Consider the following 26,678-nt stretch of genomic DNA (forward strand, 5'->3'; position numbering starts at 1 on the left):
CGACGGATCACGCTCTTGCTCCCGTGCGGGCTCGACAGCACGCCCCAAGCCTCTCGGATGCCTGAGCGTCCGAGCGCGGTGGAGGACGGGGCCGTCGAGCAGCCTGGCGCCAGCTAGTTGCGCGCGACCGCCGATGCCGCCGTGACGATCGACGTGAACGCCGCTCCGAGGGCCTCGGCGACGGAGGCCGGGTCGTTCAGGTAGCCGTTGACCATGGCGCCGTCGCGCAACATCATGAGCTGCTTGCCTGCGGCTTCCGCGTCCTGAGCCCCTGCCTCTGCGGCAACGGCGACGAACGTGTCGAGCATCCGGCGGCGATGAGCGTCGACGGCGCTGCGGACGGGGTCGTCGGGATCGGAGAACTCTGCCGCAGCATTGATGAACGCGCAGCCGCGGAATCCGGGCCGGCAGCTCGCCACGCCGATGTCGGTGGCGATCGCCTGCAGCGAGCCGACGGGGTCGTCCTTGCGGTGAGCGCCCTCAAGCCACATCCGCTCCGCGATCGCCTGCTCCTCCAGGTAGGCGACGACGAGCTCGCTCTTGGTCCGGAAGTGCCGGTAGAACGTCACCTTCGTGACGCCGACCTCCTCGATGATGCGGTCGGCGCTCGTCGCGCGGATGCCCTGGGCGTAGAACAGCTCGCTCGCCACGGCGAGGATCCGCGCTCGCGTGGAGGCACCTGAACGAGACGGCACAGGGGTTCCTGCTTCGGCCGCGTCTGCCGGCAACTCTTCCTCCGTGGGGCTCCGTCGTCCTTCGCCGGCTTGCCCCGGCGCTGGAGAGAGCATATGTTGTTCTATGTAGACGTACTAGTAACTCTACTCTCGACGAGAAGGAGTCATCTTGAACACCACGCTGTACACCGCCATCGCCACGTCCACGGGTGATGGCCGCGCCGGAGGCCGAGCCGCGACCGACGACGGCGTGCTCGACGTGGCCCTCGCGGTCCCCGCGTCAATGGGCGGTCCCGGCGGCGCGACCAATCCCGAGCAGCTCTTCGCCGCCGGCTGGGCGTCGTGCTTCCACTCGGCGCTCAAGCTCGTCGCCTCGCAGCGCAAGGTGGTCCTGGACGGCTCGGAGGTGACCGCCGAGGTCTCGATCTCCCGCACCGATGCCGGCGGGTTGGCCCTCACCGCCGCGCTGCGCATCCACCTGGGTGGCGGCGTCGCCCAGGAGACCGCCGAGGACCTCACCGCCGCCGCGCACGCGGTCTGCCCGTACTCGCTGGCCACCCGAGGCAACGTCCCCGTCGCTCTCCGGACCATCGTCGCGACCCCGGCGGTCTGACCCCTGCCCTTCTCAGAAAGCGAGACTTCATGACCATCTCCGAGACACTCGCCCGGTCGTCGTTCTCCCAGGCGCTACGGCGCCTCTACTTCCTCCGCTTCGGCTTCGCGGTCGTCTGGGCGGCACTGCTGTTCCCCACGTCCGCGGCTACCGGTCCCTTCCTGACGGTCCTGCTGTTCGTCTACCCGCTCTTCGACGCAGCTGCGGTGCTCTGGCAGATGCGGGCCGACCCGGGCTCGTCGCGGTCCAAGGTCAGCGAATGGGTCAACGTGCTCGTCAGCGTGATCGTCGCCATCGCGCTCGGGGTCGCCTCGACGCTGTCCATCGCCGGCGCTCTCGCCGTCTGGGGAGCATGGGCGATCGGAGCCGGCATCCCCCAGCTCATCACCGCCGTCCGCAACCGGCGGGCTGGGGGACAGGTGCCTCAGATGCTCAGCGGCGGGATCTCCGTCCTGGCCGGTGCGTCGTTACTGGCGCAGGGCCTGCAGGGCGCAGGTGACATCTCCGGCGTCGGCGGCTACGCGATCCTCGGCGGCGTGTTCTTCCTGATCTCGGCGATCCGCCTGAGCATCGTGCTGCGAAGGACGGCAGCCGTATGACGACCCCAGAGGATGAAGACGTCGACTACGACCTGATCGTCATCTGAGGCGGCCCGTCTACGGCCTTCACCGACGATGGGAAGGACCATGGCCAGTTCGCCTGGCTACAGTCCGCCGGCATCGACCTGGTCTGCGGCCACGGCCGCCTCGCGGGGCCTCGCGAGGTCTGGGTCGGCATATGGCGCACCTACTCCGCGAGGGACATCGCGCTGGCGCAGGCTTGGTCCCCAACGTGCCCGCCATTCCCGTATCGGACAGGACGTCGCCGAGCTCCTGCATGCGGCGACCATCGCGATCGTCGACGAGGTCGCCATCGACCGGCTCTGGCACGCCGTGCCGGCCTATCCGACCATCAGCGAGGTCTGGCTCAGGCTCCTCGAGACCTACGGCCGACCGACCTGACGTCATCGCCTGAGCCCGCAGGAGCGGGTGCGGGCGGGTCTCTGCGCGCCATGATTGGTCGCGAAGCCGCGGGAGTCGATCCCCGATCGCGATCGCCGCAGCTCGTTACCACGCGTCCGGCTCGAAGTTGGCGGTCATCTCCCGCCAGGACACCGGCTTGGCGCAGTGCGCGCAGGTCAGTTGAGGGTCGGCTTCGTGGCCACAGGCGCGATGGATCAGCCGCACTGGTGGTACGTCGTTCTTGTACTTGTCCCCCCACGACATCAGCGCGACGAGCACCGGATACAGCTCTGAGCCCTTGCCGGTGAGCCGGTACTCGTGACGCGTGGGGGTGTCCTGGTACTTGACGCGCTCCAAGATGCCCTCGTCCACTAGGACTCGCAGGCGGTCGTTCAGGACGTTGCTGCCCAAGCCCAGCTTCTGGCGGAAGTGGTCGTAGCGACGTTCGCCGCGAAAGCACTCGCGCAGGATCATCATCGTCCAACGCTCTCCGATCACCGACCACGTGCGTGCGACGGAGCAGTACAGACCCCCCAACTCGTCGTGCTTCATGCGATGAGTGTAGGACTTCTTTTGAGTCTTTGCTGCTTGCGGCCGTACTCATCGAGGATTACAGTCAAACTCAATTCGAGTCTTACTGGGCTCGGGTCTACGCATCTTCTGGAGGTGGCTCGGTGCCCTACTACCAGTTCACGGTTCCGGCAGGCGGTGCGACGATGCAGCACAAGGCCGAGGTTGCCGCAGCCGCGACGAGGGTGCACTGCGAGGTGACGGGCGCATCGGGGGCTTATGTGTATTGCTCGTTCGTCGAAGTTCCGCGCGGCAGCCTCTTCGTGGCCGGCGAGGCGATCGACGCGCCGCGAATGGTCGGGTTGATCCGCGCGGGCCGCTCGCCGGGAGTGCGAGCGAAGCTCATCCACGGAATCGCCGACGCCTGGTCCGAAGTGACCGGAGACGCCAAAGAGAGCCTGGCGATCTTCATCGACGAGATCCCCGGCGCCAACGCGCTGGAGAACGGCGTCATCCTGCCCGAGATCACCGACGAGCCCGGCGCCATCTACTGAAGACCGGCGGTCGCCATCGCAAGCCGAAGCGACCGATCTCGTGTCAGTGGATGGGCGACAAGGAGATTGCGCTTTGTCACACGAAACGCTCGCGCGCCGGCGGGCCGCGTTGGAAGAGGAATGGGCGCGGTGGAGCCCGAGTCGCTTCACGGGATCCGGGGACGCAGTTCAGCCAGCTGTTCGCGGTGACGTGATCGAATCGTGGGGACGTTCCGTGCGTACGGTGGACCCGTTGCGCGCCAGCGCGCCCTCAGCGGGTGAAGTCCACTCGCGCTGGGCGGACTCGCCGTTGCACCGCCCGGTGAGCGAGTTGTCCCAGCAACTGCAGAGCGTCGCTCACGAGACCGGGTACATCGCCGCGGTAGCCGATGAGACAGGAACGATCCTGTGGTCGTACGGCGGTCCGCGCATCCGGCGGCGAGCTGAAAGCATCAACTTCGCCCCCGGTGGACGGTGGGGCGAGTCGCACATGGGCACCAACGCGCTGTCCCTTGCGCTTGTCACAGGGCGGGCTTCGACCGTTTTCTGCTGAGCACCTGGTCGAAGCCTTGCACGGCTGGGTCTGCTACTGCGCTCCGATCAGAGACCGAGACGGACAGCAGCTCGGCGTACTCGATCTGTCCTCGACGTGGGACCGGGCGCACCCATTCGCGATGTCGACAGTACGCAGCCTGGTCTCCGCCATCGAGGCCAAGCTGCATGCGGCCGCCCCGGCCCGTTCCGGCGTCCATCTCGCGAGCTTGGGCGACAGTCGCTTGACTGGCGACGGGCAGCCCGTCCGCATGCGCCGTCGTCAGCTCGAGATTCTCACGTTGCTGGCGCTGCAACCCAACGGGATGACGCCGGAGCAACTGCACTTCGCCGTCTACGGCGACCGGCGGACTGCGACAAGCACTCTCAAGGCCGACATTTCCAACCTGCGCAAGGCCACTGGCGTTGAGATAGCCAGCCGCGTCTACCGGCTGATCAGTCCGATTTCGTGCGACGCCGTGGATCTCCTTGCTGCGCTGAAGAAGGGGGATACCGCCACCGCGCTGAGACTCTATCGCGGCCCGCTGCTGCCTGGCTCAGAGTTGCCCGGCGTCGTCGACTGGCGCCAACACTTCGAGGTGGCGGTGCGGACCGCGGTCCTGGCCAGCGCCAACGCAGACCATGCCCTTCAACTCGGCGAGCACGCGGTCAACGACGCCGAGATTCATGAGAGTGCGCTGCGATTGCTGCCCGTCGCTGACGGGCGCCGTGCCATCGCTGCGGCGCGCTTGCACACCGCGATTCGGCTGTAGCCGCACCAGACATTCAACCTTCGGCCAACCCGTGCGGGGCATCGTGACTGCACGTCACCTCCTCCGGACGGAGCGCACCCGACCGACTCTCGAACCCACAGAACAGGGAGGATCCCTTGTCCGCCATCAGTACGACCACGACACCGACCGACATCGCCCGGCAGTGGGCCGACGCTTGGAGCGCGCCGACCCCGGAATCCTTTGTTGATCTCTACGCCGAGGATGGCGAGTACTTCGACGTGACATTCGGGGTGCGACGCCGCGGCCACGACCTGATTGCCACCCACCACCGTCTCTGGCGCGCAGCCGTTCCTGACTTCGTGATGTCGGTTGACTACGCTCACACCGGTGACGGGCTCGTGGTGGTGGAAGTGACCGGACGAGGCACCTTCTCCGGTGACGACCTCGGCGGCGGAAAGATGAAGGCCACAGGCAAGGCCTTCAGCGGTCGCTCGGCTGCCGTCCTGGTCTTGGACCAAGAACTCAAGATCATCTCATGCCGGGAGTACTACGATCGGGCCGTGATGCCCGGTGGAGCAGCCACGCCCTTCGGGGAGTGAGGGGCCAGTCGGCCGGGGCGGTCTGACTCGCCCCGGCCGGGCCCGGAGCGGACCGCCATGAGCACCTACGAGGCCCGTTACTCGTTGATGCCGCCCACGCCGGGAAAGTCGATTCGAGTAGTGGGCGCCTCATACTGCAGGAACGGGGCGTGCGCTCGCTTGCTGATCTTCCAGCCGTCAGCGGTCCGCAGGTACTCGTCGACCACGTGAACGCCACGGATGATCACCGTGGGCGAATCCGCGAGCATCATGGTCGCGAAGATGTGCATGTCGGCACTCGCGGTATCGCCTTCGACGATGACTCGGATGCTGCTGATGGCGTGATTGATGGTCTTGAATGGCGTGAGCCCCGACACCAGCTGGTCTGAGAAGCTGTCTCGGTTGAACTTCTTCAGGCCACCGAAGTAGGACAAGTCCGCGTCCGGGGTGAAGCACGTCCGCATCAGTTCGGTGTCGCGGCGATCCATCGCAAACGCATAGCGCTCCAGAAGGCTCCGGATTGCCTGGATGTCGAGAAGCTCCTGGTCACCGTGAGTGGTGGGGAAGTCCTCAGTCTGGGTGTCGCTCATGGCGCCCTTGCCTTCCGGTTGAGGCATCCAAGGCGGGATGCCTGGGCCTTTAGCGGCCACTCGTGCTCGAACGCCTCGACTGTAAGGACAACGGAGGCAGAAGGCAAGCATCCTGATAAGCAAGCTGTCTCGCCGACCGGCCGATCGGGCGCAGCGGCACTACACTTCCGGGCGTGGCAAACCCGGCGAAGCCCGACACCAGTGCAGCGGACGACGAGCGCAACGAATACGACGAGGAAATGACCCTCCTCCTCGATGCGGTCTTCCGGCTCGAGCGCGCGGTCGCGCGAATCGGGGCCATGCGACTTCAACCGTGGAAGATGACACTCTCCGGCTACGCCGCTATGCGCGTGATCGAGCGGCGTCCGAATCTATCCTTGACCCAGCTCTCGCGCAGGTGCTTCGTCAGGTCGCAGACGATGACGCGCATCGTGTCGAACCTCGGGGATGCCGGCTATGTCGAGAGGGCCGTGAGTCCGGGCAATGAGCGCGCCATGTCCCTCACTCTCACCTCTCGCGGGCGCAAGGTGCTGCGCGAGATGGATGCTGAGGTTCTCAAGATCAACGAGACCCTTTCGCAGAACCTGCCCGGCGAGGACCGCGTTCGGATGATCACCCTCCTGCGCGAGAGTGCGGTGGCCGTGGAGCAGGAGATCGCCGCCCTCGAGCGCTCGTGACAGGCGCGCCGCCGGATATGTAAGCATGCTTGCATAACCCGTCGGGCCGCCGTACCGTGTGCCCATGCCTGATACACATGGGGCGACGGTGGACCTCCGCAGTCTCGACCCGAACTTCTTCCGGCTTGTGCTGGGGCACTACCCCAGCGGGGTCGTCGCTGTCACCGGACGCAACGCCGATGGCGCACCGGTCGGGATGGTCGCGACCTCGTTCACCTCCGTCTCGCTCGATCCGCCACTGGTGGCGTTCCTGCCGATGCGGACCTCGAGCACCTGGGCCGCGCTCAGCGAGGCCGGCGCGTTCTGCGTCAACGTGCTCGCGGCAGACCAGGAGCACGTCTCACGGCAGCTCGCGGTCAAGGGCGGTGACAAGTTCGGCGCTCTCCGATGGCGCACCGAGGCCACGGGATCTCCTGTGCTCGATGGCGTGGTCGCGTGGATCGACTGCACCATCGACGCCGTCCATGAAGCGGGCGATCACTTCATCGTCGTTGGCAGCGTTGAACGACTCGAGGTCGAGAAGCCGGCGTCGCCGCTCCTCTCCTTCCAGGGCGGGTACGGCACGGTGGCCTCACCGGCCCTCGCTGCGAGCGGTGTTCCGGATCTTCCGGAAGTCGTTGACCACTTCCGACTCGTCGATGAGCTTCGCCCCCACATGGCAGCCGCCTCGCGCGAGCTGGGCGTCGAGGTCGTTGCCACCGCGCTGCTCGAGGACGAGGTTGTGGCGCTGGCGACGAGCGGGCACCCCGAACCAGGTCGACTGCCGACGCGTGTGGGCCAGCGGATGCCTTACCAGCCGCCGCTGGGCGCTGCGTTCGCCGCCTGGTCTGACCCTGAGCGATGGGTGGCGGACTTGCCGCCGACCCAGCAAGAGCATGCACGCGGGCTAGCTCGGCGAGTGCGCGAACGCGGTTGGTCCGCCACCCTAGGCGAACCCGGCCACCTCGACCTCGAGCGGGCGTTGTACCGGCTGCCGGTCGACGCTCCGTCACCAGAAGAGCTCGATGCCGTAGGCCAGCTGCTCGATCCGCTCAGTAACGCCTATGAACCTCACGTCTTCGACGTCAAGGAGCGGATCCCGCTTCGCACGGTGGCGGTTCCGGTTCTCGGCGCGGTCGGGGCGATCCGCCTCGTCCTCACCGCATACGGCCTGCCGGCCGTCTCGACCTACGACGACTTCATCCGCTACCGCGACACGCTGCTGGACGTCGCCCGCACCGTACGGCCCAGGACTCTGAGCGCCTGACCCGGCCCTTACGTCCCACCGTTGTCCAAGGGAGGACACCTTGTTCGAACTCTTCACCGGAGCCCAGCCGCTGGTCGGCGGGGAATCGGGGCCCGACCTGCTCGAGAAACGGATCGGCGATCTTGACACCGTCGATGTGATCGACCGCGTGCTGATCGGCTACTCCTCGATCTGGCCGCACAACCACGCCGTGGTGCCTTACGCGCTCGCGCAGACCCGTCACTTCTCGCCGATCATGGCGCACCGACCGGGGGTGATGTCACCCACTGCGGCGGCTCGGCTCTTCGCTTCACTGGACGTACTGGCGCGCGGCCGGCTGGCACTGAACGTCGTCGTCGGCGGCAGTGAGAAGGACCTCATGCGTGAGGGCGACCACACACCGAAGGCAGACCGTTACCGCCGCGCGACCGAATACCTCGACATCGTGCGCCGGGCCTGGACGAGCCCCGAGCCGTTCGACCACCACGGCGAGTTCTACGACGTCGAGGGTGTCAACCTCCAAACTCGCCCGTGCCAGGGCCAGGTTCCGATCTTCATGGGAGGCGACAGCGACGACGCCGTCGAGTTCGGCGCCAGGCACGCCGACCTCTACATGCTGTGGGGCGAGCCGATCGCGGGCACCCGAGAACGGATCGAGAAGGTCCGGGCCGCCAGCAAGGCACACGACCGCGAGATGCGATTCTCCGTCAGCCTCCGGCTCTTCGTCGCTGACACCGACGACCTCGCTTGGCAGGCGGCACGCGATGCAGAGCGGGAGATCGAGGCCGCGCAGGGCACGAACAAGTTCCTGCGATCTTCGAAGGGCGACACATCCGCCGGCCGGCAGCGTGCGCTGGCGCTGACGGACGAGGAGCTGCATGACGACTGCTTCTGGACCGGTCTTACCAAACAGCTCGGGGGCTTCGCCAACTCTCAGGCGCTGGTGGGATCCTACGATCGGGTTCTCGACTCGCTTCGCAGCTATCGCGAGGTGGGCGTCGACGCCTTCTTGGTGACCACAGGGGCCGAGGCCGGCTACGACCCCTCCCTGACTCAGTTCCTCGTCGAAGTGAAGAAGGCACTTTCATGAACGAGCGAGACCTGATCGACGTTGGTGGCGGCACCATCGGTGGGCTTCTGGCACGCCGTGCGGCAGCGAACCCCGACAAGACCGCGTTCATCACTCCACAGGCACAGCTGACCTACCGTGAGCTCGATCAGGCCGCGACCAAGGTTGCTGCATCGATCGCCGGGCTCGGGTTGGCCAAGGGCGACGCGGTCGCGATCTTTCTGCGCAACCGGATCGAATGGGTCACCGCCTGGCTGGGCACCGCACGCGGCGGATTCGTCTGCGTCCCGGTCAACACCGCCTACAAGGCTGCGTTCCTGCGGCACGCGCTCAGCTTGACGAAGGCTCGCGTCGTCGTCACCGAGTCGGTGTTCCTGCCGACCCTGACCGCCGAGCTCGCCGAGCTGCCCCACCTCGAATGGATTGTGGTCGTCGGCGAGACCGCCGCAGCCCCATCGTCGGTGAAGACCATCAGCTACCGTGAGCTGATCGCCAGGGTCGAGAACCCGGCGGTCACCACCGCCGTTGAGCCGGCCGACCTGTGCGGTATCGCCCTGACTTCTGGCACCACCGGCAAGAGCAAGGGCGTCGCGGTGCCTCACTACCTCGCCGTGGTGGCCGCCCGGGAGAACCTCGAGTCGATGGGAACGACGTCGCGAGATCGGCTCTACACGTGCCTGCCGATGTTCCACGGTGCCGCTCAGCTGAACATGTGCCTCCACAGCATCTACGCCGGCGCCACACTCGTGCTGGCCGAGAAGTTCAGCGCGAGCAGGTTCTGGGACGAGATGCGCGCGTTCGACATCACCATGTTCAACGCCCTCGGCTCATTGCTCCCGATGCTTCTCGCGCAGCCGCCGTCCGAGCGCGACCGCGATCACCGGGTACGCCGGGTCTTTGCCGCCCCGGCGCCGCCAGACGTGCTGATGCCCTTCGAGGACCGCTTCAACGTGCACATCGTCGAGGGATACGGCCTCACCGAGATCAAGAACGTGACCTACAACCCCATCGAGACCCGGAAGATCGGGTCGATCGGGAAGCCGACCAACACCACTGAGCTTCAGATTCAAGGCCCGACGGGAGCGCGGCTGGGCGCCGGCGAGGTGGGCGAGATCGTCTACCGCCCGCGGGTGTCGAACGTGATGTTCACGCACTACATCGACGACCCCGAAGCGACGCTCGCGACGATGCGTGACATGTGGTGGCGGACCGGCGACCTCGGCTACGTCGACGCCGACGGCTTCTACTACTTCGTCGACCGTGAAAAAGATGCCCTACGCCGTCGCGGGGAGAACATCTCCTCCTATGAGGTGGAGGCGGTGCTCATGACCTTCCCGGGTGTGATCGACGCTGCCGCGGTTGGCACTCCTTCGGACCTGGGCGAGGAGGAGGTGCTCGCGATCGTCGAGACCGAGAACGTGGAGGCCTTCGACTATGAGGCACTCTTCGAGCACTGCGACCGGTTGCTTCCACACTTCATGGTCCCGCGCTTCTACCGCGTCGTGCCGTCCTTGCCGCGGACGCCGACGGGGAAGATCCAGAAGGCCGTGCTGCGCGCCGAGGGCGTGGTGGATCGCACGTGGGACTCCTGGGAGGCCGGCCATCGGCCGACGAGGCCGTCGTGATCCGGGTGCAGCTGAAGGACGTCGCGCCGCGCTTGGCGCTGCAGGCCCACCATGTCGAGACCAGCGTGAAAGTCGAGCTCGTCGACCGCCTGACGGCCGCCGGAATGCCCTCTGTCGAGGTGTCGTCGTTCGTGCGTCCCGACCTCGTCCCCGGCCTTGCTGACGCCGAGCGGGTGTTCGCGCGCATCGACCGCTCGCGCGGCACGAAGTTGCACTGCTGCGTCGGGAACGAGCGGGGCCTGCGGCGAGCCGTCGATGCCGGCGTCGACACAGCGTGGTTTCTCCTTTCCGCCGACGAGGACTTCTCTCGTAACAACACCGGACGCAGCACCGACGAAGCGATCGAGGTCCTCAAGGACCTCGTCGACTTGGCTGAGGGGACATCGACGACCGTCGGCACGTACCTCATCTTCGCGTGGGGCGGCCCCAGCGGCCCCCCACGAGGTCCCGAGGTCATCGACCGATTTGCCGACCGCCTGCACTCGATCGGCGTGGAAGACTGGCTGCTCGCCGACTCGATCGGCTACGCCTCCCCGGTACAGATGCGCACGACGATCGAGGCGGCCTTGGCCGTGAACACCGCTGAGCATCTTTCGGTCCAGGTTCACGACTCACGAGGGATGGGCCTGGCCAATCTCGTCGAGCTCGTCGGGCTTGGGATCACCCAGTTGGACGTGTCGCTCGGTGGCTCCGGCGGCCATCCAGCACTCAATGGGGTTGCTGCCGGCGGCGTCTGCAGTGAGGATGCCGTGCAGCTGTTCGACCGGATGGGTGTCGCTACCGGCGTCGACCTTCTGGCGCTCGCCGACACGGCGAACTGGTTCGCCGACGTGGTCGGAGTGCCCAGCCTCGGTTTCGTGCGCAAGATCGGCGCGGTTCCCGATGAGGCGGGCTGGGAGCCGGACGCCGGCGGGCCTGCGTTCGATTGGGGCCGTGCGAGCCTCAAGGCCTGAGCACCTCATCACGACAAGGGTGCCTCGCTCGTCGTGGCAGTCAGAGGCGCACACATCAGTCCGCGGAGCCCATCTTCCCGACGGGACCGCATGCCGGCACTGGTCCGACGGGTTCAGCTTCGGCGGCCTGCAACCATCCGAAGCCCCTCGAGGACCGCGGGTTCGACATCGACGAGACCGCGCGCCCGTGCCAGCTCACGCGTTCGGCGCGAGCGGTCGAACGGCATCCGGACCTCGTCGACACCCTCGGCGGTTCGCGTGCTGCGCACCCAGTCGGCGTAAGCCGCTACCCGGGCGCGGTACTCCTCGGCGTCGGTGACAGTGGCAGGATCGATCGCGACCACGAGGAAGCCGAGACCCGCCACCCCTTCGGTGATGGCCGGTGCGCCCGTCATCATCCCGAGCAGTTGCACGACGAGAGCGAGGCCTGATCCGCGGTGCCCGCCCCAGACGGTGAACGCGCCGGTCAAGGCCTCCGCGGGGGAGGTGGTGGGCTGACCGTCGGAGTTGAACGCGATCCCGTCGGGCAGCGGTTCTCCGAGGCGGTTGGCGAGCACCACCTCGGCATAGGTGACCGACGAGGTGCCGGTGTCCCAGATGATGGGTTCGTCGGCTGAAGGGAACCCGAATCCGATCGGGTTGGTGCCGAATCGGGCTTCGGTGCCACCGTGGGGCGCGACCAATCGTCCCGCGTTGCCGGCGATCATTCCGACAAGTCCTGCGGCGGTGATCTGCTCGAGGTACCACGAGTACATTCCCGTGTACCAGGTGTCGGTGGCGGCAACGACGGCCATGCCTCCCGACAGCGCTTTCTCGATGGCGATCTCGGTAGCCCGCTGCGCCACCACGTACCCCACGGTGTCGCCGCCGTCGAGCGTGGCCGACAGTGCCGACTCCTGGGTCACCGTGACCGCTTTCGGCGGATGTGGAGTCGCCATGATGCGTTCGGCGATCGACAGCGCCCGGGGTAGGCCGCCGTAGCCGAGGCCGCGGAGTTCGCAGTCGATCAGATGCTCGGCCACGGTCGTGGCGTCGACGTCACTCAAGCCGACGGCAGCCATGACCTGCTCGACGAGGACGGTCGCCTCGTGGAGGGTGAGCTGGGTGGTGCTGGTCATGTCGTCTCCTCGACGTGGTGTGGGGGTTGTGACGCCTTCCGGGCGGCGTCCTGGGGATTGCGGACGCACGATCACCGGCGGCCGCTTGGATTCTGCAAAGGTCGCCCGCTGCACGATTCGATGGGAGTGGAGTGCCTTGGTTCTGCGACCAATCCGTAGCCGGTGCGTGCGGCTTCGAAGCCGATGCTGCTGACGAGCTTGAGGGCCGCGAGCACGTCGGCAGGGGTCGCTCCGAGCTCCAGAGCATGTCGCATGTGCAGCTCGAGGCCGGGCTCGAACATGTGCGTGGGCGAGCAGTCGAAAGCGATGTAGACGAATTCACGATCGAGCGCGGAGAGCGCGCCGGTTGCTTCGGGGGCTGCGGAGTACTCGAGAACGTCCGCGAAGTAGGTGTTGTCTCGTCGAAGCAGTTGATCCCACAGGTCGGACCAGTATCCGCGGCGCTCCTCGAAGGCACGCTTCAACTGCTCCTCGACAGGCGTCAGAGGTCGAGACAAGTCGACCGGTGCGAGGCGCTGAAGGGGTGGGAGACCGAGGATCACGGCGTGGATGCCAACCAGGCTCGCGCACTGGATGACTTCGATCGGCTCGTCATCGCTTGCGCCCGCGTCCCTGGCTTGACGCATGTGGACCCGAGCAGCCTCGGGGTTCATGTGGGTTGCGTTCAGGTTGGCTGCGAGCAAGACGAACTCGCGAGTCTTCGGATGGAGCGCGCCGTCGGAGAGGGCCCGGGTGGCCATGCGAAGGTGAGCTCGCCCGAACAAGGGGGACCGGCGGACGGCTCGTTCGAGACTCTGGTCCCATCGGCCACCGGCGGCCAGGTAGTCGGAGAGCACCTGCTCGGGGCTGTTCTCAGGTCTTGCGTTCACGGGATCACCTGCGGGCCCTGGGCTGTTGTGGACGGGAGCGGTCGGAGCCGGGGGAGGGACTGAAGTGTGTCAGTCAACCTCCGGCTTGGCGCCGAGGAACGTCTCGTCGTCGAGTGCAAGGACGAGAGAGAGGAGCGCGCCGGCGTAGCTGTACTCGCGCATGCCCATGAACTGTCCGGTGACGAAGGGCGTGAACGTGGACTCGCGGGGACCGTAGACAGGGCCACGCGGCGTTGACGCGGAGGCCTTGATGTTGGCGAAGTGCACCTCGATCACCGGCTTGCCGGTGTCGAACAGGGCGAAGGGGACCATGTCGCTGGTCGTGGTCAGGCCGGCCGGGTTGACGACGTAGCCGTCGACGCGATCGCCCGACTCGTGAATGTACTCGAGGATGTCGCCCTCGTGGTTCGACATGAACCGTTCGATCTCGACGCCGAGTCGCGCACCCCATTCCCTTGCGAACTCTCCGAGCCCCTCAGCCGAGACGTGGGGGCCGTACATGCGCTTGTTGCGCCGCGCGAGGTTGGACACATTCGGTCCGTCGATCACCGCGATGGTGTAGCGGTGGTCGAGAGGGCGCAGGCCGGGCAGGGCAGACTGGTCGTTCGGCATTCTGGTGGGCTCTCTTCCGCAGACATGGCTCGTCATTCAGGCCGGGCTCGAACCTCGGCCGAGTGATACAAGCATGCTTACATGCCTCCGGCATGTCAATGCATCGGCTGTGCGCACTCTTCGAATCGAACGCGACTTCCCAGGCAGATGTAAGCATGCTTGCTATTTCCCTTCGGGGTCTCTACCGTCGTGACCCACGCCACAGTCATCTTCGTCCGAAGGGCTAGAAACCATGTCCATCAATGCCTGTCACCGCCCGCGGCGGCTCGACCCCATCTCAACCGGGACGCCGTCGTGACGGCGGGGAATCTGCCCGGTCCGGTATATGACGAAACCCGCCCGCGCCCCGCGGGAGGCGCGTCGGCAGTCTCTCGACGAGTCCAGGCCGTCGGAATCTCTGAGCGAGGTTTGGCCATCGCCATCGGCTTCTTGGTCGTTCTCTGCCTCGACACCGAGCAGCTCACCGTCATCCCGCTGCTCAAGGCGATCAGCACAACGTTCGCCCTGACGCCGGCGCAGTCGGCATGGGTGCTCTCCGCCACCGGCATCGCGGCGGCTGCCAGCGTGCCCGTTCTCACCCGACTCGCCGACCTCTACGGCATGCGCCGCATGCTGATCCTCACGACCCTCGTGGTCGTCGTGGGCAACATCTTGTGCCTGTTCGCGCCTAGTTTCGAGACACTCCTCGTCGGTCGTGTGATCGTCGGCTTCAACGCCGGCCTGCCGATCTACTACGCGATCCTGCGCGGCAGGAGCCGCTCCGGCGAGGAGTCGGACAGGTACTCCGGCGCGATGACCTTTGCGATCGGCATCGCCATCTCCGGCTCATACTTGCTCGGAGGTGCCGTGATCTCGGTTGGCGGTAACGTCCGAACCGTCTTCGGGTTGATGCTGGTCCTGTCCTTGGTCCTGTTCGCGTTGGTCTGGCTCTTCGTCGAGGACATCCCGACGCGTGCGCGCGTGCCGCTGGACTACGTGGGCGCACTGCTGCTCGCAGCCGGCCTGACCGCTCTCGTCTACTCGATCGGAAACGCGAACAAGTGGGGGTGGGGTTCGGGCACGTTCGTCACTTTGCTGGTCATCGCCGTCGGCCTGCTCCTGGCCTGGGCAGCGTGGGAGCATCGCCAGCGTCAGCCGCTGTTCGATCTCAGGGTCATCACGCGCCGCGACGTCTGGCCCGCCTTCGTCATCGCCGGTGTCGTCAGCATCCTGGGGATCAATGGAGCGCTTGCGATCAGCAACTACGTCCAGACTCCCAGCGCAGTCGGATACGGCCTCGATGCGACGGTCCTGATGGCCGGCGTCTACCTCCTGCCGTGTGGCCTGATGATCGCGTTCGGTGGCAGCCTCGTCGGTGCCGTGATCGGTCGCTTCGGCCAGCGCGTGACCAGCATCGCCGGGGCAACGGTCGCGGTCGCCGCGTTCCTGTGGTTCTCGCAGGTCTCCGGGACCTCCTACCAGTTCTTCATCCTCTCGTTCCTGATCGGCCTCAGCTACGCACTGTCCTACACGGCTTCGACGGCGGCGTATCTGCGAGCAGCGCGACCTGGCGAACAGGGGATGCTCACCGGCGCGGCCCGCGCGGCCAGCGTTGCGATCGGATCGCTCGGTCCGCCGATCATCACCGCATTGCTCACTGCCTCGACGGTGCCCGGTCTGCCGGTGCCCGCGCGAGAGAACTACGGGCATGTCTGGGTCTTCCTTGCGGCCGTGGCCTTCGTGATGCTGCTGGTCGGCTTGATGGTTCGAGAGGCGGGATTCGACCAGAGGGCGGTTGAGAACACCGAATGGATAGACGTTGGCGTGGAGTCCGAACGCTGATGTGCTCGCAGTGGCCGCCCCGGAAACCTGCTGCTGTCAACCGCCGGGGCGGCCGCTCACTCCAGCGCCACCTGCGCAGCCGCTGGCGCGATCACGGTCGGCTCCGCCACCGGTGCCAGCGGCGCGTCGTCGACGTTCCGCCGACCGATCCGCGCATACGTGTGGGGACGGGTACGCCGATACAGAAGGGCCAAGCCGATGCCGAGGACACCGGCCCCCCACACGGTCGCTTGGAGGATGAGTGCGAGCGAGCCGGATCCGCCGGTGAGGGTCGTGAAGTTCTCGACTGCCACGATCAGCAATGTCGCCATTGCGACCATGGACGCTGCCGGCGCGACCACTGCCACCCAGGCGCTCACGGAGTGCGATCCGCGCTCGCGGCGGAAGTACACCAGCACCGCGAGGCTGACCAGTGTGAAGAGCAGCAGGTAGGCATAGCCGCCCGTCCCGCCGAACTGACCGTACAGCAGCGACGGATCGGCACCACCCAGCACGAAGGGCAGCTCGGTGACCAGGAACAGCACGCTGGCGGCGACGGCAGCGACGTACGGCGAGTTGTGGCGCGGGTGGACCACGGCGACCCGCGCGGGCAGAACCCGATCGACTCCGAGCGAGTAGACGTAGCGCGACAGGATGCTGTGGATCGAGACCGTTGCCGCGAAGATCGACGACAGCAGCAGCACGCTCGCCACGTCCACCATCCAGCGGCCGACGGAGCCTTGCAACGCCGTCGCGAACATGCTGACGGGGTCGGTCATGGCCAGTGCGACCCCCTTGTCGATGCCGAAGTAGGAGATCATCGCCCAGGAGGCCAGGCAGTAGAAGGCGCCGACGAAGGCGACCACTGACAGCGTCGCGCGCCCGATCGTGCGGGCCGGGTCGCGCACCTCCTCTCGGAAGGCTGCCGTGCCCTCGAAGCCGTTGAACATCAGGATCGCGAAGAGCAGCCCGAGGCTCCAGGATCCACTGGTCAGCGAGTGCCACGAGAACGGCTCGAGGGAGATGCCTCCTGTGGGCGCGGTGCGGCCTCCGAAGATGGCGAGGTCGAAGACGAGGACCACGACGACCTCGAGCGCCATCGCGATGAGCAGCACCTTCGCCGACACCTCGACGTGGAAGTAGCCGAAGATGCTCACCACGACCCACAGCCCGAGGACGTACCAGTACCAGGCGATCTCGGGGCCTCCGAGTTGGTTGACCACGAAGGCGGACGCCGCGACCCCGAAGAACGTGAAGCTCGACAGGCCGAGCAGGACGTAGGTGGTGATCGCGACGAACCCCGTGCCGAGCCCCATCGACCGACCCAGGCCCACGGTCACGTAGGAGTAGAACGCGCCAGGACTCGGCATGTGGTGTCCCATGGCGACGAAGCCCACCGAGAAGACCGCGACGAGCACGGTCGCGACCAGCATCATCATCGGTGCCCCGGCACCGCCGAAGGCGATCAGGATCGCGATCCAGCCGGACACGGTGACGAGCGGCGAGACGAAGGCCATCACCAGCGCGAAGAGGCGGAAGGTCCCCATGGACCCGCGCAGGCCGATCTCGTGGTCGGCGGATCTGGACGGCGCCGTCTCGGGGGCGCCGATCGTGTCGTGGTTCATCGTGCTCGCCTTCGTTGCGACTGAGAGTCGGAGAGGCGGATCGTCTCTCCCGCCTTGGTCTCGTGACCCGTTGCGAGACCTGCTTGATGTACGAGAGTAGATCGACGTCACACCGGCTCGGCCAGGGCGATCCGATACGAACCGGGGCGCCCTGCCTAGATGCCGATCTAACCCGCCTCTCCTGCGATGCGGGCCGGCGCGCGACCCTCCGCCTGGCCCTGTGCGAGGCGACAACCTCAGTGCGGTCGTTTGCGGCTCGCGGCAATTGTGGGGGCCTCCTGCACTGCCCGATGTTGGGACGGTATCGCCCGCACCGAAAGAGAATCGGACAAAGTCATGGATCTTGGACTCTTCAGCCCGCCGTACGCACAGGAGTACGTTGCCGGCCGTCGCACGCTGCAGGAGGTCATCGAGTGGGACCTCCAGGTCGCCCGCTGGGCCGATGAGTACGGCCTGCACGAGCTCTACTTCGCCGAGCACCACACGATCGGCCACGAGCCGAGCCCGGCGCCCGAGCTGATGATCGCGGCAGCGGCACGCGAGACGCGACGGCTCCGGCTCGGCGCCGCGGCCCACCTGCTGCCGTACCACAACCCCGTCGCTCTGGCGCACCGACTCATGTACCTCGACCACATGACCGGAGGCCGCTACATCGCGGGCTTCGCGCCCGGCTCCTTCCCGACCGACGGGCAGCTCTTCGGCGTCGGACCGGGGAACGCGAAGATGATGGACGAGGCGATCGACATCATCGAGGCGATCTGGACTCGCCGCGGTCCGTTCCGCATCGAGGGGGAGTTCTGGACCGTCGACATGCCGGACTACTCCGAGCAGTGGAACGGCCCGCACCTCAAGCCCTTCCAGGGCCCGCGACCGGAGGTCGTGATGACCGGCGTCCAACCCACCTCGCCGACGTTCGCGGACGCCGGTCGGCGTGGCTTCTCGCCGATGAGCCAGCAGGTCGGCATGGAGGCCCTCCGCCGCCAGTGGGAGACCTACGAGGCCGCGGCGATCGGCGCCGGCCACGCGCCGAACCGCGCGAACTGGCGCATCATGCGCGACGTCTTCGTCGCCGAGACCGACCAGGCGGCGCGCCGCCTGTTCCTCGAAGGGCCCGCTGGACGGACCTGGGACGAGTTGGTGCTCCCCACGTTCCGTGCGGTCCGCGACCGCGGCGGCAAGGCCTACGCGCTCGGCGAGCTGCTGCTCGACCCCGGCATGACGATCGACGAGCTGACGCTCGAGTGGATGGTCGACCACTTCTTCATCGTCGGCTCTCCCGACACCGTCGTCGAGAAGATCGCCCGGTTCGACGACGACCTCGGTGGCATCGGCGCCCTGCTGTCCTTCACCTACGACTACAGCTCGGACCCCGAGCCCTACCGGCGCCACTTCGAGCTCCTCGGACGCGAGGTCGCCCCTCAGATCGCCACGCTCGGCGCGCGCGCCGTCATGCACGCATGACCGGCGACACAGCCCCCGGGATCGTGTACGACGCCTCCCCGGAGTTGCTGACGTTGACGCCCCGTGGCCCGCGCACGCCCGCCCTCGCCGGCACGCCGGTGGAGTCGGTGCACGTGTTCCACAGTGACGCGAATGGGCGCACGGGCGTCTGGGAGTGCACCCCCGGTCGCTTCGACTCCGTGCGCAGCGGCGACTCGGAGCTGATGCACTTCGTCGCCGGCAAGGGCACCATCACCAGCGCCGACGGAACCGTCCACGAGATCAGACCGGGCGTCGTGCTCGTCGCTCCGGACGGCTGGCGCGGGACCTGGGACATCCGCGAGACCGTGCGCAAGGTCTACACGATCTGGACGGCGCCGACCGTCACCCCCACCACGACAGGAACACCCTCATGAGCCAAGCCCGCGACCTCCAGACCGCTGCCTGGGACGCCGAGTGCCGGCGCGACGTCGACACCCTCGTCACCTACTTCCACCCGGACGCGACGTTCCACCCCGCCGGCCAGGCCCCGCAGAAGGGTCACGCCGCCATCAGGGAGCTGACCGAGGACTTCTACCGCTCGTTCCCCGAGCTCGAGATCGACATCCTCAACGAGTGGGGCGACGGCGCCTCGTCGGCGGCTTTCGAGTTCCGCGCCTACCTGACCGACACCGAAGGAGGCCGGAGCACGCTGGACGGCATCTGCCTGGTCGAGATCGCCGACGGGGTGTTTACCTCCGTCCGCTACTACGAGGATGCGCCGGTCCCGGTCACGGGCTGAGCAGATCGTCGTCGAAGAAGGGGCTGCGTCCGGTGGACGCGGCCCCTTCGCGTTGCCCAGCGTCGGCGACCGGTGGCGAGCAGCCATAGGGAACACAGCACGAGGCGCCCGCCCCGATCAACGGGACGGGCGCCTCGCGGGCCGTTCAGTCGTCGGCCATGATCTCGGAGAGCTGCGCCGCAGCGAGCGCGCCTGTCCTGACCGCGCCTTCCATCCACCCGCGGAACGCGTGTGAGATGTCGGACCCTGCGAACACCAGACGCCCCTCGGTCGCCTGCAGTGCCGAGGCGTACCTCGACAGCAGTCCGGCGGGAGGCGTGCACCACGTGCCCTTGGCGTAGGGGTCGGCGAGCCAGTCGTGCCCGTCGACCTTCAAGACGGCCGCCTCGGGCACGAACCGACGGACCGCGGCCTCGACGTCGACACGGTCGAGCATGTCCAGGGGTCGCTCCTGGGTCGAGAAGCCGACGATGAGGTCGCCGCCCAGGTCCGTCTCGTCCGCCGGGTAGTCGGTGAAGAAGACATCGATCGGCTCGTCGTGCTCGCCGATCGCGAGGATCTTGGGCGGGACGTCCGTGACGAGAGCCCAGAGCTTCTTGGCGGCGCCGAACTGGCCGATCGCCGCGCCGGCGGCCTTTCCCTCCGAGAGCGGCGGGTCGTAGCTGAGGTCGTTGAGGCAGTTCAGGGGAAGCGCGATCACCGCGCCCCGCGCGCGCAGCACTTCGCCTGCCTGGGTCCGCACCTCGACGTGGTCGCCCGTCTGGGACACGGCCTCGACGGGTGTCGACAGACGCAGCTCGGCACCTGAGTCGTCCAGCATCCGCTGCAGGAGGTCGATGGTGCCCGAGGCGAAACGGTGCGTCGGCGTGTGCCCGATGGCCAGCACGTCACCGTCGAGAAGCGGGATCCAGGTCATCAGGTGTAGGGCGGAGATCTTCGACAGGTGGCAGCCCGTCTCCTGACGGATCCAGGCACCCATGAGCTCCGTCAGGGTCTTCGAGAGCCCGAACCCGTCGATGTAGGCGTCGAGCGGGACGTCGAGGTCGGTCACGTCCTGCGTGTCCAGCGGCAGCGACGGGTCGATCCGCTTCACCTGTGTGCTGACCTCCTCGACGAAACGCTGCAGGCCGATCTCGTCCTCACGGCTGATCGGGCACGGAGCGTGACTGAGGACCCCGTCGAGCAGGGAGACATGGTGCTCGGCCTGCGGGCTCGTGTCGAGCGCGACCCCGTAGCGCTCGACTTCCGCCATGAGTGCGGCGTTGCCCTCGGTGTCGAGCCAGTTGCCGCCCATCTCGATGCGGAAGTCGGTGTCGGCGAAGGGGCGGTACCAGGTCCGGCCGCCAATGCGGTCCCGCGCCTCGACGATCAGGACCCGCTTGCCGTCCTTCGCCAGATCGCGGGCGGCCGTCAGCCCCGCGAACCCCGCGCCGATCACCAACGCGTCGTACGTCTCCTCATTCATCTACGGTCCTACCTCTCATCTCAACGGCCACGTCGGCGGTCGTCTTCCTCATCAAGGTGATGCTCGGCTGTCGCGCTCAGCTGTCCTGCTCAGCCCAGCCCGACGGGCAGGTGAAGAGACGCCCCGCGAACTCCTGGGTCGCAGGCGTTGACGGTCAGCGTCCCGAGCGAGGCCAGCACGAGGACATCGAGCTCGGGCCCGGCGAACGCGAGATTCGTCGGCGTCGGCGCGTAGACGCCCGACCAGTCGTCGACGACGACGTCGAGCGTGCCATCCGGATCGAGCCGATACACACGGTTGGGCTGCCAGCAGCCGATCCACAGGCCGCCCTCGGCATCGAACGCGAGACCGTCGGGGACGGCCCGGTCGAAGACGACGACCGGCTCCGGCACACCGCCCGAGAGCGGGACACGGATGACCCGCGGCCATGTCGACTCGACGACATAGAGCCAGCCACCGTGCAGCGCGAGTCCGTTCGCGAAGTGCAGACCGTCGAGCACTCGCTGTGTGGCGCCGTCGGGGTCGATGCGCACGATGCCTCCGCTCGCGCGACCCCAGTCTCCGGAGTCGGAGACCCAGAGCCGACCGTCGCCGTCGAAGACCGGGAAGTTCGGGTAGCCGATCTCGCCGCCGTACTGACTGACGTGCCCGTCGGCCGTGATGCGTTGGACGCAGCCGTTGCCGACATCGCAGACGTACGCCGCGCCCTCACCGTCGAGGGCCAGGCCGAGCATGGAGCCGTCGGGCACCGTGCAGACCGTCTCGAAGGTCCCGCCCTCGAGCCCGAACCGGTAGAGCTGGCCGCCCTCGCCACCTGCATAGAGCATCTGATCGACTGGAGACCAGCACACGCCCTCGGCGTGCTGAAGGCCTCCGACGACTGTGCGCAGGCCGGGTCCTACCACCGACGCGGGGATCTCGCTGCTCATCGGCTCGCGGGCTCGTCGCGCAAGCCGATGGGGAACTCCGCCCGGAACCATTCGAGATACTCGTCGAGTCCCGAACGGTCCTGATCATTCAGGCGACGGGCGACCGCGTCGGCAGCGTCCGTGAGTGCCTGCGCCCATTCGTGGACGTCGGCGGCGGAGGCGCCGGCAGGGAGCTGCATGAGGCGAAGGACCAGCGAGACCGACCCGTCGGGGTTCCGGACGGGGGCGCTCAGGCTGCCCAGGTCGTAGGTCGCCGCCTTGTCGAGCTCCACGGTGTCGTAGAAGGAGCCGCTCTCGGCGATCACCGCGCGGACCGCTCGTGCACGGGCAGGTGTCAGCGGACCCGCGGAGTATTCCGCCAGGGCAGCGAGCAGCTCGGCGTACCCGCTTCCGCCCTCGCGGTCGACCAGTGCCATCGCCACACCGTGCGCGCGGACCGACTCCAGGCGCTGCCGGTGCTTGTCCAGCGCGTCCTCGGACTGGTCGGCGGCCCGCGCGAGCCAGCGCTCGACCACCGCCCCGCCGGCCCAGGCCACGTAGGTCTCCCCGATGGGTGGAACGAGGGGGATCCGCTGACCAATCGGCTCCCGCATCTCGGCATCGCCGCTGTACGCCGATGCCGTGGTCATCAGCTCCTCGTCGTCGACCGCCGTCAGAACCGCCGCCTCGCACCTGAACCGGCGTGCCAGTCGCTCGATCTGGGGTCGGGCCACCTCGCTCAACCGCACGGCGGCGATGAGGTCGGCTTCGGTCTTCGCGCTCATGGTGCGGGGTGAGAAGCCTCCGTAGCCACCCTGGAAGAAGAGCAGCGGGGCCACCGGGCGTTCGACCTCCATCGCGGTGACCTCACAGATCTCGATGGAGTGGTCGCCCGCCTCCATCGAGGAGCTGGGGACGCAGTGGATGTGCGCGACCGCGCCGTCAAGCATCGGAGCGCCGAGAGGAGAGGCACTCCAGGCGACCGAGTCGAACTTGTCGGACCGCCTCGTCGCCATGGTCCGGCAGACGTCAGTCTGGTCGAAGGCCAGCACGTTGACGCAGTACGACGACGCCGTCCGCAGCCGCTGGAACGTCTCCGACGCCCGCGTCGGCATGAAGGAGACGAGCGGCGGATCGAGGGAGACTGAGGCGAAGGTGCCGACCACCATGCCGACCGGCTCACCGTCGTCAGCGATGCCCGTGACCACCACGACACCAGTGGGGTAATGCCCCATCACCTCGCGGTACCGCGTCGCATCGATGGCGCTCCAGCTCCGTGGCTGGGTCCTGCGGATCTGTGTCATCCTTGCCTCCACGCCACGAGTGTGGTCGCTGCGGGGGACCCCACACCATTGGTCCGGAGCACCATCGTGGGCGCGGTCCTCATCGCTCCGTATAGGGACTCGGCGACGACCTACGCCGGCGCGACGATCGCGCACGCGGCGAGCCGCTCCACCGCGAGCCGCGGGCTCGACAGCACGGGGGTGCCGCCGGCCGGTCGGGCAGCCGCGATCCGCGCCATCGAAGCCTGGGCGAGCACGACCACGTCGACCTCCGCGGCCAGATGGTCGAGGTCCTCGGCGACGATCGCGTCGTGCCGTGCGGCATCGCCACGGCCCAGCGCCTCGAAGGCGCCCTCGCACAGCCGTGGGACGACGGTGACGACACGTCCGCTCTCGTACGCAGCGGCCTCGACGAGCTCGGTGGTCGGCACGAGCGTCGTGGGGAGGGTAGCGAGCACGCCGACCGTGGCGCCCGACCTGACGGCCTCCTCAGCCATGGCACGGTCGACCCGCCAGAGGGGGACGTCCGCCTCCGACGCGAGCTCGTCCACCAGCCCCCCGACCGACGAGCAGGTGACGAGCACGCCGTCGACGCCGAAGTCGGCGAGCGCTGCGACATGCCCGCGGAGCCGTTCGCGCGTGACGTCGTCGACGGTCCCGTCGCGAACCGTCCGCTTGAGGAGCAGCTCGTCGGCGATCACGACGAGGTCGACGGAGGGGAGGAGCTCACCGGCCAGGTCCGCGAACGTCGGCGCGAGCCCGGAGACGGTGTGGATGATGCCGAGCTTCTGCATGGGGATCTCCGTTCAGTAGATCTCGGCGAGCACGCCGCCGTCGACGACGAGCGCCTCGCCGGTGACGAAGCTGGCGTCGTCCGACGCCAGGAAGACCACGGTGCGTGCCACTTCGCGCGGCTGGCCGATCCGGCCCAGGGGATACTCGCCCTCGGCCTGTGCGCGCAGGGCGGCGGGGTCCTCGGCGGCGGCGAAGTACGCCTCGACGAGAGGGGTCTGGATGTCGCCCGGGCACACGGCGTTGCATCGGATCCTCTCGCGCCCGTACTTGACGGCCGCTGACTTGGTCATGGCGAGCACGCCGCCCTTCGCGGCGCCGTAGGCGGCGAGCATCGGGTCGCCGGCCAGCGCGACGACGGAGGCGACGTTGACGATCGCACCGCCGCCCGATCCGCGCATCGCGCGGATCGCATGCTTGCAGCCGAAGAACGGGCCCTTCAGGTTGACGGCGAGGACGCGGTCGAGCTGCTCCTCGGTCGTGTCGGCCAGCTCCTGCTCGACTTGGATCGCGGCGTTGTTGACCATGACGTCGAGCCGCCCGAAGCGCTGGATGGCGTCGTCGACGAGCGCCTCGACCTCCGCCTCCTTGGAGACGTCGGTGTGGCGGTAGACACCGATGTCCTCCATCACCGCGGCTCCCGCGTCGTCGTTGACGTCGCAGCCAAGGACGAGCGCGCCTTCGGCGGCGAACTCCTGCGCCAAGGCGCTCCCGAGACCGGACGCGACCCCAGTGACGATCACGCTGCGTCCGTCGAACCTCGTGCTCATGAATGCTTCCTCTCGCCTGCCGTGCTCACCCGCGGCAGCATGCCAGCGGCGCGCGGCCCTGCCCACTGTGTCCGGTGACGACACCGACATCGGGAGTCATACCCCGGGATAGGCGCGGGGCCGGGGTCACGGCGTGGTCTGGGAGAGGGCCAGCGCCCTGAGCGCGAACCACAGCTCGCTCACGTCTCCGGTGGACCGCATCGAGCGACCGGTCAGCTCCTGGATCCGGGAGATCCGGTAGTTGACGGTCTGCGTGTGGACGAAGAGCAGGTCGGCGGCCCGGCTCGGCGAGCGGTCGCACTCCAGGTACACCTGTAGCGTCTTGATGAGCTCGGTGCCCTGCTCGCGGTCGTACTCGATGAGTGTGCCGAGCACCCGGTCGGCCGTCAGCTCGGACTCGGCGAGGGTGCGGGGAAGGAAGGACGGGCTCCCATCGCCGTAGGCCGCGAGAGCCGAGCCGTCGGGGCTCACGGTCTCCAGCGCCCACCGTGCTTGGCGGATGGCGTCGCCGAGGTTGCCCGTCCCCACGAACGGGTCGCTCAGCCCGGCACGCCACCGCTCGAGTGTCGTGCGCTCCTCGAGATCGGCCTGCGAGACGTCGTCGGCCCTGACCACCGCGACGGCCACCTGGCCGATCTCCCCGAGGAGGAAGGGGATGCCGCGGATGAGCCAGCGGCGTGCGAGCCTGTCGACCGCCGCCGGACGTCCGTCGATCGCCAGCGCGCGCAGGTCGCCCTGCAGGCGGCGCTCCTGGAAGAGAGCGGACAGCACCGCCGGCTCGCGGCGGCCGTTCAACGCGTCGTTCAGCAGTCCCGCGCCCGACCTGCGCGTCCGCTCGACCGCCTCCGTGACGCGGCCGATCTCCAGCGCGCACGCGGCGGCGATCTGCTGCAGGACCGCCAGCCGCGGACGTGAGCCACCGTCCGGGAACGCGATCAGACACGCCGAGCGCTCGCTGGGGATCGGCATCGTCAGGGCCGTTCGGTCGCCGACGGTCAGGTTCATCACGAACGGCGCGCGGCCGGAGGACCGGCGGACCTCGTCGTCGTAGGCGACCTTCCACTCACGCCCGGGGACGCCGCCGCCGCGGATCAGCGGCTCCCACATCTCCGGGTCGACGACGTGCAGCGTGCAGCCCACCACGCGGCTGAGCCGGTCGACGAACTCGGTGCCGGCGAGCTTCTCACGCAGGCTCGCCATCACCTCGCCGTGCACCCGGGCGATCTGGGTGAACGACTGGTCCTCCCCGCGGGCGTTGGCCGCCGCGACGAAACGCACGTACTGGGCGAAGCCGACGGTGTGCGCGCCGTCGATGAGCGGGAAGCCCACGCGGTCGGCCGCGGCGAACATCTCGGCGGAGAGGTGTGGACGGCGGTCGTCCTCGCCGATCACGATCCCGCTCAGCCCGGCCGCGGCCATCTTCTCCACGAAGAGGACCTGCGCCTCCGGGTCCGCCGGAACGATGTAGCCGCAGGTGAGCACGAGGTCGCCAGGCTCGAGCCAGTTCCAGGGGTCGAACGCGTCGCTCACATGGGCCCAGGAGACTCGACGGTCGAGTCCCGCCTCGCCGGCGAGCAGCGTGGCCTGGAGATAGCGCAGCTCGACGAGATCGCGGACGGTGACGCCGCCGTGGCCGGCGTGGGGGCGGCGCGTGCCTTCGATCGCCGGCCCGGTGCTCGGAGCAGGAAGCTCGACGCTCATGGCAGGCCGGTTGCGGTCATCGGAGCACCACTCATCGCACGAATGTACCCCCGCCGGGCGGCACATGACTTCGTGTGACGACATAGATCAACCGCTCGCCTTTGTCGGCACCGACAAGTCAGCTCGGGTCGGGCGAGTCGGGCCGGCACTGCCGCACGGTGACCTAGGTATCGATCTAACCCCAGGTCCGCGTTCCATGTT

Annotated in this window: 28 protein-coding genes; 15 read left to right on the plus strand and 13 right to left on the minus strand. The window is 67.8% G+C overall.

From position 1 onward, the window contains the following. Positions 1-113: 113 nt before the first annotated feature. Complete coding sequence (locus ACYQ1K_RS03790) at positions 114-695, minus strand: TetR/AcrR family transcriptional regulator (protein ID WP_459981472.1); 582 nt, start codon at positions 693-695, stop codon at positions 114-116. A 148-nt stretch (positions 696-843) separates the two neighbouring features. On the opposite strand from ACYQ1K_RS03790, the gene ACYQ1K_RS03795 reads away from it, so the two are divergent. The 3 genes from ACYQ1K_RS03795 to ACYQ1K_RS03805 all read left to right on the plus strand — a co-directional run bounded on the left by ACYQ1K_RS03795 (position 844) and on the right by ACYQ1K_RS03805 (position 2,288). Then, the gene (locus ACYQ1K_RS03795; RefSeq protein WP_459981473.1) at positions 844-1,287 is read left to right on the plus strand and encodes an organic hydroperoxide resistance protein; all 444 of its coding nucleotides are present in this window, start codon (positions 844-846) and stop codon (positions 1,285-1,287) included. Between the two features lie 29 nt (positions 1,288-1,316). Continuing rightward, positions 1,317-1,886, plus strand: a complete 570-nt coding sequence (locus tag ACYQ1K_RS03800; protein WP_459981474.1) for a hypothetical protein — start codon at positions 1,317-1,319, stop codon at positions 1,884-1,886. Between the two features lie 87 nt (positions 1,887-1,973). Then, positions 1,974-2,288: a hypothetical protein gene (locus ACYQ1K_RS03805; RefSeq protein ID WP_459981475.1), complete on the plus strand. Its 315-nt coding sequence runs from the start codon at positions 1,974-1,976 to the stop codon at positions 2,286-2,288. A 105-nt stretch (positions 2,289-2,393) separates the two neighbouring features. On the opposite strand, the gene ACYQ1K_RS03810 is transcribed toward ACYQ1K_RS03805, so the two are convergent. Beyond that, entirely contained in the window at positions 2,394-2,840 is a 447-nt protein-coding gene (locus ACYQ1K_RS03810; protein WP_459981476.1) for a winged helix-turn-helix transcriptional regulator, read from the minus strand. Between the two features lie 122 nt (positions 2,841-2,962). Between ACYQ1K_RS03810 and ACYQ1K_RS03815 the strand changes: the two genes are divergently transcribed. From ACYQ1K_RS03815 to ACYQ1K_RS03825, 3 genes are all read left to right on the plus strand, one after another. After that, a complete protein-coding gene (locus ACYQ1K_RS03815) occupies positions 2,963-3,352 on the plus strand; it encodes a tautomerase family protein (protein ID WP_459981602.1) in 390 nt (129 codons plus the stop codon). A 653-nt stretch (positions 3,353-4,005) separates the two neighbouring features. After that, a complete protein-coding gene (locus ACYQ1K_RS03820; protein WP_459981477.1) occupies positions 4,006-4,635 on the plus strand; it encodes an AfsR/SARP family transcriptional regulator in 630 nt (209 codons plus the stop codon). Positions 4,636-4,751: 116 nt separating this feature from the next. Then, positions 4,752-5,195 (plus strand): nuclear transport factor 2 family protein, encoded by a 444-nt coding sequence (locus tag ACYQ1K_RS03825; protein WP_459981478.1) that lies wholly within the window; start codon positions 4,752-4,754, stop codon positions 5,193-5,195. Between the two features lie 77 nt (positions 5,196-5,272). Here ACYQ1K_RS03825 and ACYQ1K_RS03830 read toward each other — a convergent pair whose 3' ends face one another. Beyond that, positions 5,273-5,764 carry a nuclear transport factor 2 family protein gene (locus ACYQ1K_RS03830; RefSeq protein ID WP_459981479.1) on the minus strand — a complete coding sequence of 164 codons (492 nt, stop codon included), beginning with the start codon at positions 5,762-5,764 and terminating at the stop codon, positions 5,273-5,275. A gap of 173 nt (positions 5,765-5,937) precedes the next feature. On the opposite strand from ACYQ1K_RS03830, the gene ACYQ1K_RS03835 reads away from it, so the two are divergent. From ACYQ1K_RS03835 to ACYQ1K_RS03855, 5 genes are all read left to right on the plus strand, one after another. Continuing rightward, positions 5,938-6,441, plus strand: a complete 504-nt coding sequence (locus ACYQ1K_RS03835) for a MarR family winged helix-turn-helix transcriptional regulator (RefSeq protein WP_459981480.1) — start codon at positions 5,938-5,940, stop codon at positions 6,439-6,441. 64 nt (positions 6,442-6,505) lie between these two features. Next, the gene (locus ACYQ1K_RS03840) at positions 6,506-7,687 is read left to right on the plus strand and encodes a flavin reductase (protein ID WP_459981481.1); all 1,182 of its coding nucleotides are present in this window, start codon (positions 6,506-6,508) and stop codon (positions 7,685-7,687) included. A gap of 40 nt (positions 7,688-7,727) precedes the next feature. Then, positions 7,728-8,756: an LLM class flavin-dependent oxidoreductase gene (locus ACYQ1K_RS03845; RefSeq protein ID WP_459981482.1), complete on the plus strand. Its 1,029-nt coding sequence runs from the start codon at positions 7,728-7,730 to the stop codon at positions 8,754-8,756. Beyond that, a complete protein-coding gene (locus tag ACYQ1K_RS03850) occupies positions 8,753-10,360 on the plus strand; it encodes an AMP-binding protein (protein ID WP_459981483.1) in 1,608 nt (535 codons plus the stop codon). The genes ACYQ1K_RS03845 and ACYQ1K_RS03850 overlap by 4 nt, the downstream gene beginning before the upstream one ends. Then, complete coding sequence (locus ACYQ1K_RS03855; RefSeq protein WP_459981484.1) at positions 10,315-11,313, plus strand: beta/alpha barrel domain-containing protein; 999 nt, start codon at positions 10,315-10,317, stop codon at positions 11,311-11,313. Before ACYQ1K_RS03850 ends, ACYQ1K_RS03855 begins: the two co-directional genes overlap by 46 nt. 113 nt (positions 11,314-11,426) lie before the next feature. Here the strand turns inward: ACYQ1K_RS03855 and ACYQ1K_RS03860 are convergent, their stop codons facing one another. From ACYQ1K_RS03860 to ACYQ1K_RS03870, 3 genes are all read right to left on the minus strand, one after another. Continuing rightward, entirely contained in the window at positions 11,427-12,431 is a 1,005-nt protein-coding gene (locus ACYQ1K_RS03860) for an Ldh family oxidoreductase (RefSeq protein WP_459981485.1), read from the minus strand. A 71-nt stretch (positions 12,432-12,502) separates the two neighbouring features. Continuing rightward, positions 12,503-13,300: a carboxymuconolactone decarboxylase family protein gene (locus ACYQ1K_RS03865; RefSeq protein WP_459981486.1), complete on the minus strand. Its 798-nt coding sequence runs from the start codon at positions 13,298-13,300 to the stop codon at positions 12,503-12,505. A gap of 69 nt (positions 13,301-13,369) precedes the next feature. Next, positions 13,370-13,912 (minus strand): type II 3-dehydroquinate dehydratase, encoded by a 543-nt coding sequence (locus tag ACYQ1K_RS03870; protein ID WP_459981487.1) that lies wholly within the window; start codon positions 13,910-13,912, stop codon positions 13,370-13,372. Positions 13,913-14,320: 408 nt separating this feature from the next. Between ACYQ1K_RS03870 and ACYQ1K_RS03875 the strand changes: the two genes are divergently transcribed. Further along, positions 14,321-15,733, plus strand: a complete 1,413-nt coding sequence (locus tag ACYQ1K_RS03875; RefSeq protein ID WP_459981489.1) for an MFS transporter — start codon at positions 14,321-14,323, stop codon at positions 15,731-15,733. Between the two features lie 56 nt (positions 15,734-15,789). Here ACYQ1K_RS03875 and ACYQ1K_RS03880 read toward each other — a convergent pair whose 3' ends face one another. Further along, positions 15,790-17,337, minus strand: coding sequence for an APC family permease (locus ACYQ1K_RS03880; RefSeq protein WP_459981490.1), 1,548 nt, complete (start codon positions 17,335-17,337; stop codon positions 15,790-15,792). A gap of 336 nt (positions 17,338-17,673) precedes the next feature. Here ACYQ1K_RS03880 and ACYQ1K_RS03885 point away from each other — a divergent pair, with 336 nt between their 5' ends. The 3 genes from ACYQ1K_RS03885 to ACYQ1K_RS03895 are packed head-to-tail and all read left to right on the plus strand — an operon-like array spanning position 17,674 to position 19,558. After that, positions 17,674-18,798, plus strand: a complete 1,125-nt coding sequence (locus tag ACYQ1K_RS03885) for an LLM class flavin-dependent oxidoreductase (protein ID WP_459981491.1) — start codon at positions 17,674-17,676, stop codon at positions 18,796-18,798. Then, positions 18,795-19,193 (plus strand): cupin domain-containing protein, encoded by a 399-nt coding sequence (locus tag ACYQ1K_RS03890; protein WP_459981492.1) that lies wholly within the window; start codon positions 18,795-18,797, stop codon positions 19,191-19,193. Before ACYQ1K_RS03885 ends, ACYQ1K_RS03890 begins: the two co-directional genes overlap by 4 nt. After that, a complete protein-coding gene (locus tag ACYQ1K_RS03895; RefSeq protein WP_459981493.1) occupies positions 19,190-19,558 on the plus strand; it encodes a nuclear transport factor 2 family protein in 369 nt (122 codons plus the stop codon). The genes ACYQ1K_RS03890 and ACYQ1K_RS03895 overlap by 4 nt, the downstream gene beginning before the upstream one ends. 145 nt (positions 19,559-19,703) lie before the next feature. Here the strand turns inward: ACYQ1K_RS03895 and ACYQ1K_RS03900 are convergent, their stop codons facing one another. From ACYQ1K_RS03900 to ACYQ1K_RS03925, 6 genes are all read right to left on the minus strand, one after another. Continuing rightward, a complete protein-coding gene (locus ACYQ1K_RS03900) occupies positions 19,704-21,023 on the minus strand; it encodes a flavin monoamine oxidase family protein (RefSeq protein ID WP_459981494.1) in 1,320 nt (439 codons plus the stop codon). A gap of 89 nt (positions 21,024-21,112) precedes the next feature. After that, positions 21,113-21,952, minus strand: a complete 840-nt coding sequence (locus tag ACYQ1K_RS03905; RefSeq protein ID WP_459981495.1) for an SMP-30/gluconolactonase/LRE family protein — start codon at positions 21,950-21,952, stop codon at positions 21,113-21,115. Then, on the minus strand, positions 21,949-23,235 hold the full coding sequence (locus tag ACYQ1K_RS03910) for a flavin reductase (protein ID WP_459981496.1): 1,287 nt from the start codon (positions 23,233-23,235) through the stop codon (positions 21,949-21,951). Before ACYQ1K_RS03910 ends, ACYQ1K_RS03905 begins: the two co-directional genes overlap by 4 nt. 110 nt (positions 23,236-23,345) lie before the next feature. Next, positions 23,346-24,008, minus strand: a complete 663-nt coding sequence (locus ACYQ1K_RS03915; protein WP_459981497.1) for an aspartate/glutamate racemase family protein — start codon at positions 24,006-24,008, stop codon at positions 23,346-23,348. 12 nt (positions 24,009-24,020) lie between these two features. Further along, a complete protein-coding gene (locus ACYQ1K_RS03920) occupies positions 24,021-24,776 on the minus strand; it encodes an SDR family NAD(P)-dependent oxidoreductase (RefSeq protein ID WP_459981498.1) in 756 nt (251 codons plus the stop codon). 126 nt (positions 24,777-24,902) lie between these two features. After that, positions 24,903-26,477, minus strand: a complete 1,575-nt coding sequence (locus ACYQ1K_RS03925) for a PucR family transcriptional regulator (RefSeq protein ID WP_459981499.1) — start codon at positions 26,475-26,477, stop codon at positions 24,903-24,905. Between the last annotated feature and the right edge of the window lie 201 nt (positions 26,478-26,678).

This window comes from Nocardioides sp. AN3, from assembly GCF_054653495.1.